Raw genomic sequence first — 12,702 nt, forward strand, 5'->3', positions numbered from 1 at the left:
AATGTGATAATTGTCACCCTCTCGCGCCGATGAAATCGCACGAGAGAATGGGTATTTAATGCCAGCAAAAATGGTGAACCACCTGAGTGATGAGCTCGCGGGTCGGCTTAATAAAGCGCGTTTCCAGGTACTCATCCGGCTGGTGGGCCTGGTTGATAGAGCCCGGGCCTAACACCAGCGTTGGGCAGAGGGTCTGAATAAACGGCGCTTCGGTACAGTAGTTGACCACGTCGGTTTGCGCGCCGAGGAGTTTTTCGACGACCTCAACCAGCTTATGGTCCGGCGGGCATTCGTAACCGGGGATCGGCGGATGCAGTTCAGAAACGGTCAGGCGACCAGGCCAACGCTCGCTCACCGGCGCCAGCGCTTCGTTAAGGAGCCCGTTGAGATCGTTGAGCGTCATTCCGGGCAGCGGACGAATATCCATATGCAGTTCGCAGCAGGCGCAAATGCGGTTGGAGGCATCGCCGCCGTGGATGGCGCCGAGATTCAGCGTCGGCCAGGGAACGGTAAAGGCGGCATAGTGATAACGCTCTTTTAAGTCGTCGCGCAGCTGCATGATGCGGCCAATGGCGTCGTGCATCAGTTCAATCGCGTTGACGCCGCGTGCCGGGTCGCTGGAGTGGCCCGACTGCCCCTGAATGCGAACCGCGTTGGACATGTGGCCTTTGTGCGCGCGTATCGGCTGCAGCGACGTGGGCTCGCCGATAATGGCGCAGTCCGGTCGCAGCTGGGTCGTCTCGGCGAAGTAGCGGGCACCGGCCATGCTGGTCTCTTCATCGGCCGTCGCCAGAATATAGAGCGGCTTTTTCAGCTGAGTGACGTCAACGTCGCGCAGGGCGTCGAGAATAAAAGCGAAGAAGCCTTTCATATCCGCGGTGCCGAGACCGTACAGCTTATTGTCGTGCTCGGTCAGGGTAAAAGGGTCGCGGGTCCAGCGGCCATCATCAAACGGGACGGTATCGGTGTGCCCGGCAAGCAGCAGGCCGCCAGCGCCGTGGCCGCTGCTGGCCAGCAGGTTGAATTTATTACGCGTATCCGGGACTGGCTGAACTTCAACATTAAAGCCGATATCGCGGAACCAGCCTGCCAGTAAATTGATTAAAGACTCATTGCTTTGATCCAGCGCCTCTTCGGTTGCGCTGATGGAAGGTGTGGCGATCAGCGCGCGGTAAATCTCGATAAAGGGCGGTAATTTGTTTTTCATTGTTGACACACCTCGGGTCGTGATAGTATCAATATTCATGCATTATTTGTGAATAAAAATACATTATCGTTGAGCGTAAGAAAACCCATCGAATGTAAGGATGATGCTCTTACGGCTCAACAGGGTGGGGAAGGCAACGGTCTTCCAGGGCAAATATACGTAAGCAAGAAGGTGAAGAGCCCCAATGTTGAACACGCTGATTGTGGGCGCCAGCGGTTATGCCGGCGCAGAGCTAGTGGCCTATGTAAATCGCCATCCTCATATGACCATAACCGCATTGACGGTCTCCGCGCAAAGCAATGATGCGGGAAAATTAGTTTCCGATTTGCATCCGCAGCTGAAAGGCATTGTCGATCTGCCGCTGCAGCCGATGTCCGATATCAGCGAGTTTAGCGCCGGAGTCGATGTCGTTTTTCTGGCTACCGCGCACGAGGTAAGCCATGACCTGGCGCCGCAGTTTCTCGCCGCTGGCTGCGTCGTGTTCGATCTCTCCGGGGCGTTCCGCGTTAATGACGGCGCCTTCTATGAAAAATATTACGGTTTCACTCATCAGCACCCTGAACTGCTGGAGCAGGCGGTTTACGGCCTGGCCGAGTGGAGCGTCGAAAAGCTAAAAGAAGCCAATCTGATCGCCGTACCGGGCTGCTACCCGACGGCGGCTCAGCTATCGTTAAAACCGCTGATCGACGCGGGGCTGCTGGATCTTAACCAGTGGCCGGTGATCAACGCGACCAGCGGAGTCAGCGGCGCCGGGCGTAAAGCCTCTATTGGCAATAGCTTCTGCGAAGTCAGCCTGCAACCCTACGGCGTTTTCAACCACCGTCATCACCCGGAAATTTCAACCCACCTGGGCGCGGACGTTATTTTTACTCCGCATCTGGGCAATTTTAAGCGTGGGATTCTGGAAACCATTACCTGCCGTCTGAAGCCTGGCGTGAGCAAAGAGCAGGTGGCGGCGGTATTCCAGCAGGCCTATGCGGATAAGCCGCTGGTACGTTTATACGATAAAGGTGTCCCTGCATTGAAAAATGTCGTGGGTCTGCCATTCTGTGATATCGGTTTTGCGGTCCAGGATGAACATATCATCGTGGTGGCGGCGGAAGATAACCTGCTGAAAGGCGCGGCCGCGCAGGCCGTGCAGTGCGCAAATATTCGTTTCGGCTTCGCTGAGACGCAGTCTCTTATTTAAGGTGTGATGATGAATCCTTTAATTATCAAACTTGGCGGCGTCCTGCTGGACAGCGAAGAAGCGCTTGAGCGCCTGTTTACGGCACTGGTGAACTACCGCGAATCCCATCAGCGCCCGCTGATTATTGTGCACGGCGGCGGCTGCGTGGTGGATGAACTTATGAAGCAGCTCAACCTGCCGGTGAAAAAGAAAAACGGTCTGCGGGTCACGCCGGCGGATCAGATCGACATTATTACCGGCGCGCTGGCGGGAACCGCCAACAAAACGCTGCTGGCGTGGGCGAAGAAGCACGGCCTGGCTGCCGTTGGGCTATTCCTTGGCGATGGCGATAGCGTCAAAGTGACGCAGCTTGATGAAGAGCTGGGTCATGTCGGATTCGCTCAGCCGGGTTCTCCGGCGCTGATTAACACGCTGCTGGCGGGCGGTTATATGCCGGTCGTTAGCTCCATCGGCGTCACCGATGAAGGCGAGTTGATGAACGTCAACGCCGACCAGGCGGCGACCGCGCTGGCGGCAACGCTCGGCGCAGACCTGATTCTGCTGTCTGACGTAAGCGGCATTCTTGATGGCAAAGGGCAGCGCATCGCGGAAATGACCGCCGAGAAGGCTGAACAGCTGATCGAGCAGGGCATTATCACCGACGGCATGATCGTCAAAGTGAATGCGGCCCTGGACGCGGCGCGGACATTAGGCCGTCCGGTCGATATCGCCTCCTGGCGCCACGCGGAGCAGCTCCCTGCGCTGTTTAACGGCACGCCGATCGGCACGCGTATACTGGCATAATCAATTTATCATTTTGTCGGCCCGGTAAGCGTAGCGCCGCCGGGTAATAAAATTCAAAGATATTAAGGAAGCATGTTATGGCACTTTGGGGTGGGCGTTTTACTCAGGCAGCGGATCAGCGGTTCAAACAGTTCAACGACTCTTTGCGCTTTGACTATCGCCTGGCGGAGCAGGATATCGTTGGCTCTGTTGCCTGGTCCAAAGCGCTGGTAACGGTGGGCGTACTGTCCGCCGATGAGCAGCTACAGCTGGAAGAGGCGCTGAACGTTCTGCTGGAAGACGTGCGGGCTAACCCGCAGCAGATCCTTGAAAGCGATGCGGAAGATATTCATAGCTGGGTGGAAGGTAAGCTGATCGACAAGGTCGGCCAACTGGGCAAAAAGCTGCACACCGGGCGTAGCCGTAATGACCAGGTGGCGACCGACCTGAAGCTGTGGTGCAAAGATACCGTGATGGAACTGCTGTCGGCGAATCGTCAGCTACAAAGCGCGCTGGTTGAGACGGCGGAGAATAACCAGGACGCCGTTATGCCGGGCTATACCCACCTGCAGCGCGCGCAGCCGGTGACGTTTGCCCACTGGTGTCTGGCCTATGTCGAAATGCTGGCGCGTGATGAAAGCCGTCTGCAGGATGCGCTTAAACGTCTGGACGTCAGCCCGCTGGGCTGCGGAGCGCTGGCGGGCACCGCCTATGAAATCGATCGTGAACAGCTTGCCGGCTGGCTGGGCTTCGCATCGGCGACCCGCAATAGTCTGGACAGCGTGTCCGATCGCGATCACGTACTGGAACTGCTGTCCGATGCCTCAATCGGTATGGTCCACCTGTCGCGTTTTGCTGAAGATCTGATCTTCTTCAATACCGGCGAAGCGGGCTTTGTTGAGCTTTCTGACCGCGTGACTTCTGGCTCATCCCTGATGCCGCAGAAGAAAAATCCGGATGCGCTGGAGCTGATCCGCGGTAAATGCGGCCGCGTGCAGGGTGCGCTGACCGGCATGATGATGACCCTCAAAGGTCTACCGCTGGCCTACAACAAAGATATGCAGGAAGATAAAGAAGGCCTGTTTGACGCGCTTGATACCTGGCTCGACTGCCTGCATATGGCGGCACTGGTGCTCGACGGTATTCAGGTAAAACGCCCGCGTTGTGAAGAAGCCGCGCAGCAGGGTTACGCCAACGCCACCGAACTGGCGGATTACCTGGTTGCCAAAGGCGTACCGTTCCGTGAAGCGCACCATATTGTCGGTGAAGCGGTAGTGGAAGCCATTGCCCAGGGCAAGCCGCTGGAGGATCTGCCGCTGGCCGATTTGCAGAAATTTAGCCCCGTGATTGCGGATGACGTCTATCCGATTCTGGCGCTGCAGTCGTGTCTGGATAAGCGTGCGGCTAAAGGTGGCGTTTCTCCTCAGCAGGTGGCTCAGGCGATTGCCGACGCTAAACAGCGTCTGGTGTGATCCGCCTGCGGGGCTGCTTTTAAGGCGGTAAATAAACGAAGCTCGGGTAACTCCGGGCTTTTTTATGCAAAAAAAAGCGGACACAAGGTCCGCAAAAGTTCACGTTGGCTTTAGTTATCCGGGTAGAGAGGTGATGAGGAAGCTCAATGATTTTCTGAACTTTTCCTCATTTATGGGTTTATTATTGAACAGAAACCTTGATAGGGATAATCGTTCGTTGCTATTCTATCTATCGCCATGGACTATCGTGGCGATGGAGGATGAATAATGAATATTCGCGATCTTGAATATCTGGTAGCGCTAGCCGAACACCGCCACTTCCGCCGTGCGGCGGATTCTTGCCACGTCAGCCAACCGACGCTCAGCGGGCAAATCCGTAAGCTGGAGGATGAACTCGGCGTGATGTTGCTGGAGCGCACCAGCCGTAAGGTTCTGTTCACCCAGGCAGGGCTGCTGCTGGTGGATCAGGCGCGTACCGTGCTACGAGAAGTCAAAGTGCTTAAGGAAATGGCGAGCCAGCAGGGAGAGACCATGTCCGGGCCGCTGCATATTGGACTGATCCCGACGATTGGCCCTTATCTGTTGCCGCTGATTATCCCGATGCTGCACCAGACCTTTCCCAAGCTGGAAATGTATCTGCATGAAGCACAAACCCATCAGCTTTTAGCGCAGCTTGATAGCGGTAAGCTCGACTGCGCGATTCTGGCGCTGGTCAAAGAGAGCGAAGCGTTTATTGAGGTGCCGCTGTTTGATGAGCCCATGATGCTGGCTATCTACGAAGATCACCCGTGGGCGAACCGCGAGTGCGTGCCGATGTCGGACCTGGCCGGTGAAAAGTTGCTGATGCTGGAAGATGGGCACTGCCTGCGCGATCAGGCGATGGGCTTTTGCTTTGAAGCGGGCGCCGATGAAGATACCCATTTCCGGGCGACGAGCCTCGAAACGCTGCGTAACATGGTGGCTGCCGGTAGCGGCATCACGCTGTTGCCAGCCCTGGCCGTACCGCAGGAGAGAAAGCGCGATGGCGTGGTCTATGTGCCCTGCATCAAGCCGGAGCCGAGACGTACCGTGGGGCTGGTTTATCGCCCGGGTTCGCCGCTGCGTAGCCGCTATGAACATCTGGCGGAGGCCATCCGCAGTAAGATGGATGGCCATTTCGACGCCGCGTTAAAACAGGCGGTTTAAGCCATTTAACGCCGCGACCCGATAGGCTTCCGCCATCGTCGGATAGTTAAAGGTGGTGTTAACGAAGTACTCAATGGTGTTACCACCGCCTTTCTGCTCCATTATCGCCTGGCCGATGTGAATAATTTCGGCCGCGCGCTCGCCAAAGCAGTGAATCCCGAGGATCTCTTTCGTTTCGCGATGAAAGAGGATCTTCAGCGTACCGACGCTCATGCCGACGATCTGCGCCCGGGCCAGATGTTTGAACTGCGCGCGACCCACCTCGTAAGGCACCTTCATTGCCGTCAGCTGCTGCTCGGTTTTACCGACGGAGCTGATTTCCGGAATGGTGTAAATCCCGGTAGGGATATCCTCAATCAGGTGCGCCGATGCCTCGCCTTTCACCAGCGCTTGGGCAGCGATGCGGCCCTGGTCGTAGGCGGCGGAGGCCAGGCTTGGATAGCCAATCACATCGCCGACGGCATAAATATGCGGCAGGGCGGTTTGATACATGCTGTTGACCTTCAGCTGGCCGCGGCTGTCGGTTTGCAGACCGATATTTTCCAGCGCCAGTGAGTCGGTGTTCCCGGTGCGGCCGTTAGCGTACAGCAGGCAGTCCGCTTTGAGCTTTTTGCCGGATTTCAGATGCATGATGACGCCGTCATCAACGCCCTCAATCTTTTCGTACTCTTCATTGTGGCGAATGACCACGCCGCTGTTCCAGAAGTGATAGGAGAGCGAGTCGGACATCTCCTGATCGAGGAACGCCAGCAGACGATCGCGGGTGTTGATCAGATCCACTTTGACTTCCATTCCCCGGAAGATCGACGCATATTCGCAGCCGATCACCCCGGCACCGTAGATGATCACATGGCGCGGTTCGTGATGCAGGCTGAGAATCGAGTCGCTGTCATAAATGCGCGGATGATGGAAGTCGACGTCTGCCGGATGGTACGGGCGTGAACCACAGGCAATCACGAACTTTTCCGCCGTCACCGTTTCCACGGTACCGTCGTGGCACTCCAGCGCGATAGTGTGTTCATCAACAAAATGGGCATTGCCCTGCAGGATTTCGCAGTGGTTACGCTCATAGAAACCCTGACGCATATGGGTTTGCTGGTTAATGACGCTGTCGGCATGGTTCAGGATGTCGGCGAAGGAAGAACGAAGAAGACGGGAATGGTCGCTGTAGAGGGGATTTTGGTTAAACTCGATAATACGGCTGACGGCATGGCGGAGGGCTTTTGACGGGATGGTCCCCCAGTGGGTACAACCGCCGCCTACGTTATGGTAGCGCTCAATGACGGCAACGCGTGCTCCCTGTTTCACCAGCCCCATGGCGGCGCCTTCTCCGCCAGGACCGGAACCAATCACAATTGCATCATAATCCCAAGAGTGTGACATGGCATTACTCACCTGTTTTATACATAAAATAAACACGATGATAACATTCGCCGCGCTTTAACCCAATTATCGTTGTGCTTTTTTGCGGCATAAAAGCAGAAACAGCTCGTAAACAATCATTCACAATCCAGTGTAAACCGATTAGTTCTAATCTCTGGTATAGTGCCGGAAGGGCTTATGGAAGGATTCAGACAACGTGATGGGCGTAAGAGCGCAACAAAAAGAAAAAACCCGGCGTTCGCTGGTGGAAGCGGCATTCAGTCAGCTGAGTGCTGAGCGCAGTTTTGCCAGCTTGAGCCTGCGCGAAGTGGCGCGGGAAGCGGGGATCGCCCCGACGTCCTTCTATCGTCATTTTCGCGATGTCGATGAGCTGGGTCTGACCATGGTGGATGAAAGCGGGCTCATGTTGCGCCAGCTGATGCGCCAGGCGCGCCAGCGTATCGCTAAAGGCGGCAGCGTCATTCGTACCTCTGTTTCCACCTTTATGGAATTCATTGGCAACAACCCGAACGCCTTCCGCCTGCTGCTGCGGGAACGCTCCGGTACCTCCGCGGCGTTTCGTGCCGCCGTGGCGCGTGAAATTCAGCATTTTATCGCGGAACTTGCCGACTATTTAGAAATCGAAAACCATATGCCGCGCGCCTTTACCGAAGCGCAGGCTGAAGCTATGGTCACCATCGTATTTAGCGCTGGTGCCGAGGCTCTCGATGTGGGCCCGGAGCAGCGTCGACAGCTGGAAGAACGCCTGGTGCTGCAGCTCAGAATGATCTCGAAAGGCGCGTATTACTGGTATCGCCGTGAACAAGAAAAAATATCAAATCATTCCGAATAACGTGAAGGACGAGCAATGAAACACTCAGTACAAGATAGAGGTACGCTGCTGCTGGCGCTGATCGCAGGTTTATCCATTAATGGTACCTTCGCCGCGCTGTTCAGCTCCATTGTCCCTTTTTCCATCTTCCCCATTTTGTCGTTGGTGCTGACGGTTTACTGCCTGCATCAGCGCTATCAGAATCGTAGTATGCCCGTGGGTTTGCCGGGGCTCGCCGCTGCCTGTTTTATTCTCGGGGTGCTGGTTTACAGTACCGTCGTGCGCGCGGAATATCCGGACATCGGCTCTAATTTCTTCCCGGCGGTTCTGTCGGTGATTATGGTGTTCTGGATTGGCTACAGGTTACGCAACCGCAAGAACGCGGTCGCTGAATAATCTCTCACCCGGCAGCAGCGCTGTTGCCGGGTTTTCTCGCGCAGCTTTACTTCTTCGTTAGCAGCACGCCGCATTCCATATGATGGGTATAGGGGAACTGGTCGAATAGCGCCAGGCGCGCGATCTCGTGGGTCTCACTGAGCGTTTCCAGGTTCTGGCATAGGGTCTCCGGATTGCAGGAGATATAGAGAATACGCGGATACGCCTGCACCATTTTCTCCGTTTCGCTATCCAGCCCGCTGCGCGGCGGATCGACGAAAATCGTCTCGCACTGATAGCTCTTCAGGTCGATTCCCTGCAGGCGGTTAAACTCCCGCACGCCGTTCATCGCCTGGGTAAACTCTTCCGCCGACATGCGGATAATCTGCACGTTATCAATGTGGTTCGCTGCAATATTGTATTGCGCCGCCGCGACGGACGGTTTGGCGATTTCCGTTGCCAGCACGCGTTCGAAATTACGCGCCAGCGCCAGCGAAAAGTTGCCGTTGCCGCAGTACAGCTCAAGCAGGTCGCCGGTTGCGCCTTTAGTGGCGTCGATAGCCCACTCCAGCATCTGAATGTTCATCGCCGCATTTGGCTGGGTGAAGCTATTCTCAACCTGACGATAGATCATTTCACGCCCGCCAACCGGCAAGCGTTCATCGATATAGTCTTGATCCAGCTCGATTTTAGTTTTCGTGGCGCGGCCAATCAGGTGCACATTCAGATTTTGCGCCCGCAGCGCATCGCGCAAGCGCGACGCGTGCTGACGCCATTCATCGTCGAGCTTTTTATGATACAGCAGAGATATCACGGCCTGGTTGCTCAGGGTGGTGAGATAATCCACCTGAAACAGTTTGTGGCGCAGTACCGGGTTATCGCGTACGCCCTCAATCACCGCGGCCATCAGCTGATTAATCAGCTCGCTGGCAGCCGGGAAAGTCTCGACGCGGATCCGGGATTTGGTCTGCTGGTCGAACATAATGTGGTACAGATCGTCGCCATCGTGCCACAGGCGAAACTCTGCGCGCATGCGGTAGTGGCTGACCGGCGAACGAAACACTTCCGGAACCGGGGCGCTAAAAGGCGCCATCATTTTCTGCAAACGGACGACTTTTTCTGCCAGCTGCGCTTCATATTGTTCGGTAGGAAGGTGTTCGGGGGTCATGATGCATCCTGAATAAAATAAGTACGCGGGGATTGTAGGGAAAGCGCCGGGGATGTCCAGCCCTGATGATATAAGGAAATATAACGGTAGAAGTCTGGACATCTATATGTTTCTGATTATAGCATCGTGCTACCGGTCCTATGAGTTAATAGGGAATCCAGTGTAAATCTGGAGCTGACGCGCAGCGGTAAGGAAAAGTGGGATGAGCGCATTATGCAGACACTGCGGCTATTTAGCGGGAAGTCCTCGTCCATTAAACACTCCAAGCCCGAAGACCTGCCGGAATACGTCGCATTTGGTTTCTATCATCGCGTGCTACTGATAGAGCCGGCGGCATCCTTTGTTTATTACGGATGCTTTAAAAATGATTAAAAAAGCTTCGCTGATGACGGCGCTCTCCGTCACGGCATTTTCCGGCTGGGCGCAGGATAGCAATTCAGATACGTTAGTGGTCACAGCAAACCGTTTTCAACAGCCGGTCAATACGGTTCTTGCGCCGACCGATGTGGTTACCCGGGAAGATATCGATCGCTGGCAGGCGAAAGATTTAAACGATGTGATGCGCCGATTGCCTGGCGTGGACGTCGCGCAAAATGGTGGCATGGGTCAATCCTCCTCTCTGTTTATCCGTGGTACTGAAGCCAAACAAGTTCTGGTGCTGGTTGACGGCGTTCCCATGGCCCGACCGGGTATTACAAATAACCCCGATCTGAACCAGATCCCTTTGTCGCTGGTGCAGCGCGTCGAATATATCCGCGGCCCGCGTTCAGCGATTTATGGTTCCGGGGCAATGGGCGGCGTGATTAACGTCATTACGCATTCCGATAAAGAACAATCCAAAATTACCGCTGGGGTAGGATCGAAAGGCTACCAACAATATGACGGTACCCTGCGCCATCGCTTTGGCGATACGGTGGCGACGATTGCGGGTTCTTATGAGGGTAATAAAGGCTTTAACGTTCAGCCCGATTCAACCTGGGATCACGACGGCGACCGCGACGGTTTTCGTAATAAAACGTTTTGGGGCAGCCTCGAGCATAAATTTAACGAGAATGTTGACGGTTTCTTCCGCGGACACAGCTACACCAACAACTCTGATTACGATCTGGGAAGCCCGCCGTATAGCCCGGCCTACAGCGCCGATGAAAGCCAGCTCTATAACCAGAGCTGGGATGCGGGGCTGAACTTTAATTCCGGAATTTATTCCTCCCAGCTCATCGCCAGCTATCAGAAGATAAAGGACTACAACTACAGCAGTATTTATGGCCGTTATAATGATGGGACGACGCTCGACAGGATGACGCAGCGTAACCTGCAGTGGGGCAATAACGTTATTGTCGGCCATGGCTCTGTCAGCGCTGGGGTGGACTGGCAGCAGCAGCGGTTAACTTCATCAGATACGGCGATGTCGGATACCTACAAACGTGACAATACGGGACTGTACCTGACGGGCCAGCAGCAAGTTGGCGACGTGACCCTCGAAGCGTCCGGACGTGAAGACCACGATGAGCAGTTTGGCTGGCACGGTACCTGGCAGACTACCGCAGGCTGGGAGTTTGTCGAAAATTATCGCCTGACTCTCGGCTACGGTACCGGCTTCCTCGCGCCTTCTTTAGGGCAACAGTTTGGCTCCACTCGATTTGGTATCAACGCGAATCCTAATCTGAAACCTGAAGAGTCGAAACAGTGGGAAGCTGGGCTGGAAGGGCTCACCGGTCCCGTGGACTGGCGCTTGTCCGCGTACCATTACAAAATTACTAACCTGATTACCTATTATTCCGATCCTGTTACCTATGACGGGGAATACGACAATATCAATGCCGCGACGATTAAAGGCGTGGAATGGACGGGAAGTATCGATACCGGTATTTTCAGCCATCGCGTAACGTTGCAGTATGTCGATCCGCGCAACGATGATAACGGTGAAGTGCTGGCCCGTCGTTCTAAACGACAGGCAAAGTATCAGCTGGACTGGTCCATGTTTGATGTCGATATGGATGTGTCCTGGCAGTATTATGGGAAGCGTTACGATAACAACACCTCCCAGTACAACAATACGCAAAGAATTTTGCCGAGCTACAGCACGGTAGACGTTTCTGCATCGTATCCGATCACCGATCGCCTGACAGTTCGTGGTAAAATAGCTAACCTGTTCGATAAAGATTACGAGACAGCTTATGGCTACCAAACTGCAGGACGAGAATACTACTTGTCTGGCAGCTACACCTTCTGATCCACGTCCCACCGTGCTGGTGTTTGATTCCGGCGTCGGTGGGCTGTCGGTTTACAATGAGATTCGGCAGCTTCTGCCGAATCTGCATTATATCTACGCTTTCGATAACGTTGCTTTCCCCTACGGCGAGAAGAGCGAAGAGTTTATTGTTGAACGCGTCCTGGAGATTGTGACTGCGGTTCAGCAGCGTTACCCTCTGGCGCTGGCCGTTATTGCCTGTAACACCGCAAGTACCGTTTCCCTCCCCGCCTTACGCGATAAATTCGCCTTTCCGGTTGTCGGCGTCGTTCCGGCGATAAAACCGGCGGCCCGCTTAACGGCGAATGGCGTTGTTGGCCTGCTGGCGACGCGCGGAACGGTAAAACGCCCTTATACGCGCGAACTGATCTCCCGTTTTGCGAATGAATGCAAAATCGAAATGCTGGGGTCGGCAGAGCTGGTAGAACTGGCAGAGGCCAAACTGCACGGTGAGCCGGTCCCGCTGGATGAACTGCGGCGTATCCTGCGTCCCTGGCTACGAATGCAGGAACCACCTGATACGGTTGTGCTGGGGTGTACGCATTTCCCTCTAATACAAGACGAGCTGCAGCAGGTTCTGCCGGAAGGGACGAGAATGATCGACTCCGGAGCGGCGATTGCGCGTCGCACCGCCTGGCTATTAGAGCACGAAGCACCTGACGCAAAATCGAGTGATGCCAATATTGCGTACTGTATGGCGCTGACGCCTGAAACTGAGCAGCTTTTGAGCGTTTTGCGGCGCTATGGCTTCGAGTCGCTGGAAAAACTGGCGCTTTCATAGCGTTTTGCACAAAAAAGAGACGGTTGAAAGATTTTTTGAAAACAGGGCTTGTCAACGTCTCAGAACTCCCTATAATGCGCCTCCACTGACACGGAACAACGGCTTACAGCCCGCCGGG

Annotated in this window: 11 protein-coding genes and 1 riboswitch; of the genes, 8 read left to right on the forward strand and 3 right to left on the reverse strand. The window is 55.1% G+C overall.

Going from position 1 to position 12,702, the window contains the following annotated elements; translation table 11 throughout:
• Nucleotides 1-55: 55 nt before the first annotated feature.
• Nucleotides 56-1,207 carry an acetylornithine deacetylase gene (gene argE / locus ABLU96_RS13495; protein WP_004127321.1) on the reverse strand — a complete coding sequence of 384 codons (1,152 nt, stop codon included), beginning with the start codon at nt 1,205-1,207 and terminating at the stop codon, nt 56-58.
• Nucleotides 1,208-1,391: 184 nt separating this feature from the next.
• On the opposite strand from argE, the gene argC reads away from it, so the two are divergent.
• The 4 genes from argC (at nt 1,392) to oxyR (ending at nt 5,815) form a co-directional block, all read left to right on the forward strand.
• Complete coding sequence (gene argC / locus ABLU96_RS13500) at nt 1,392-2,396, forward strand: N-acetyl-gamma-glutamyl-phosphate reductase (RefSeq protein ID WP_004870566.1); 1,005 nt, start codon at nt 1,392-1,394, stop codon at nt 2,394-2,396.
• A gap of 6 nt (nt 2,397-2,402) precedes the next feature.
• Nucleotides 2,403-3,179, forward strand: coding sequence for an acetylglutamate kinase (gene argB / locus ABLU96_RS13505; RefSeq protein ID WP_086074234.1), 777 nt, complete (start codon nt 2,403-2,405; stop codon nt 3,177-3,179).
• A 77-nt stretch (nt 3,180-3,256) separates the two neighbouring features.
• Complete coding sequence (gene argH / locus ABLU96_RS13510) at nt 3,257-4,630, forward strand: argininosuccinate lyase (RefSeq protein WP_014227439.1); 1,374 nt, start codon at nt 3,257-3,259, stop codon at nt 4,628-4,630.
• A gap of 267 nt (nt 4,631-4,897) precedes the next feature.
• Nucleotides 4,898-5,815: a DNA-binding transcriptional regulator OxyR gene (oxyR, locus tag ABLU96_RS13515; protein ID WP_004107578.1), complete on the forward strand. Its 918-nt coding sequence runs from the start codon at nt 4,898-4,900 to the stop codon at nt 5,813-5,815.
• Here the strand turns inward: oxyR and sthA are convergent.
• Nucleotides 5,798-7,198 carry a Si-specific NAD(P)(+) transhydrogenase gene (sthA, locus tag ABLU96_RS13520; RefSeq protein WP_004116922.1) on the reverse strand — a complete coding sequence of 467 codons (1,401 nt, stop codon included), beginning with the start codon at nt 7,196-7,198 and terminating at the stop codon, nt 5,798-5,800. The genes oxyR and sthA overlap by 18 nt on opposite strands.
• Before the next feature lie 196 nt (nt 7,199-7,394).
• Between sthA and fabR the strand changes: the two genes are divergently transcribed.
• Both fabR and ABLU96_RS13530 read left to right on the forward strand, forming a co-directional pair.
• Nucleotides 7,395-8,030 (forward strand): HTH-type transcriptional repressor FabR, encoded by a 636-nt coding sequence (gene fabR, locus ABLU96_RS13525; protein ID WP_004107582.1) that lies wholly within the window; start codon nt 7,395-7,397, stop codon nt 8,028-8,030.
• A 15-nt stretch (nt 8,031-8,045) separates the two neighbouring features.
• Nucleotides 8,046-8,405: a YijD family membrane protein gene (locus ABLU96_RS13530; protein ID WP_004856046.1), complete on the forward strand. Its 360-nt coding sequence runs from the start codon at nt 8,046-8,048 to the stop codon at nt 8,403-8,405.
• A 46-nt stretch (nt 8,406-8,451) separates the two neighbouring features.
• Here the strand turns inward: ABLU96_RS13530 and trmA are convergent, their stop codons facing one another.
• Nucleotides 8,452-9,552: a tRNA (uridine(54)-C5)-methyltransferase TrmA gene (gene trmA / locus ABLU96_RS13535; RefSeq protein WP_032719444.1), complete on the reverse strand. Its 1,101-nt coding sequence runs from the start codon at nt 9,550-9,552 to the stop codon at nt 8,452-8,454.
• 116 nt (nt 9,553-9,668) lie between these two features.
• Nucleotides 9,669-9,851, forward strand: a riboswitch (cobalamin riboswitch).
• A 65-nt stretch (nt 9,852-9,916) separates the two neighbouring features.
• On the opposite strand from trmA, the gene btuB reads away from it, so the two are divergent.
• Both btuB and murI read left to right on the forward strand, forming a co-directional pair.
• A complete protein-coding gene (btuB, locus tag ABLU96_RS13540) occupies nt 9,917-11,785 on the forward strand; it encodes a TonB-dependent vitamin B12 receptor BtuB (RefSeq protein ID WP_029946902.1) in 1,869 nt (622 codons plus the stop codon).
• The gene (gene murI / locus ABLU96_RS13545; protein ID WP_025106575.1) at nt 11,730-12,584 is read left to right on the forward strand and encodes a glutamate racemase; all 855 of its coding nucleotides are present in this window, start codon (nt 11,730-11,732) and stop codon (nt 12,582-12,584) included. The genes btuB and murI overlap by 56 nt, the downstream gene beginning before the upstream one ends.
• The last annotated feature ends 118 nt before the right edge of the window (nt 12,585-12,702 follow it).

Origin of the sequence: Klebsiella sp. CN_Kp106 (genome assembly GCF_040064575.1) — a bacterium.
GTDB classification, from domain to species: Bacteria; Pseudomonadota; Gammaproteobacteria; order Enterobacterales; family Enterobacteriaceae; genus Klebsiella; species Klebsiella michiganensis.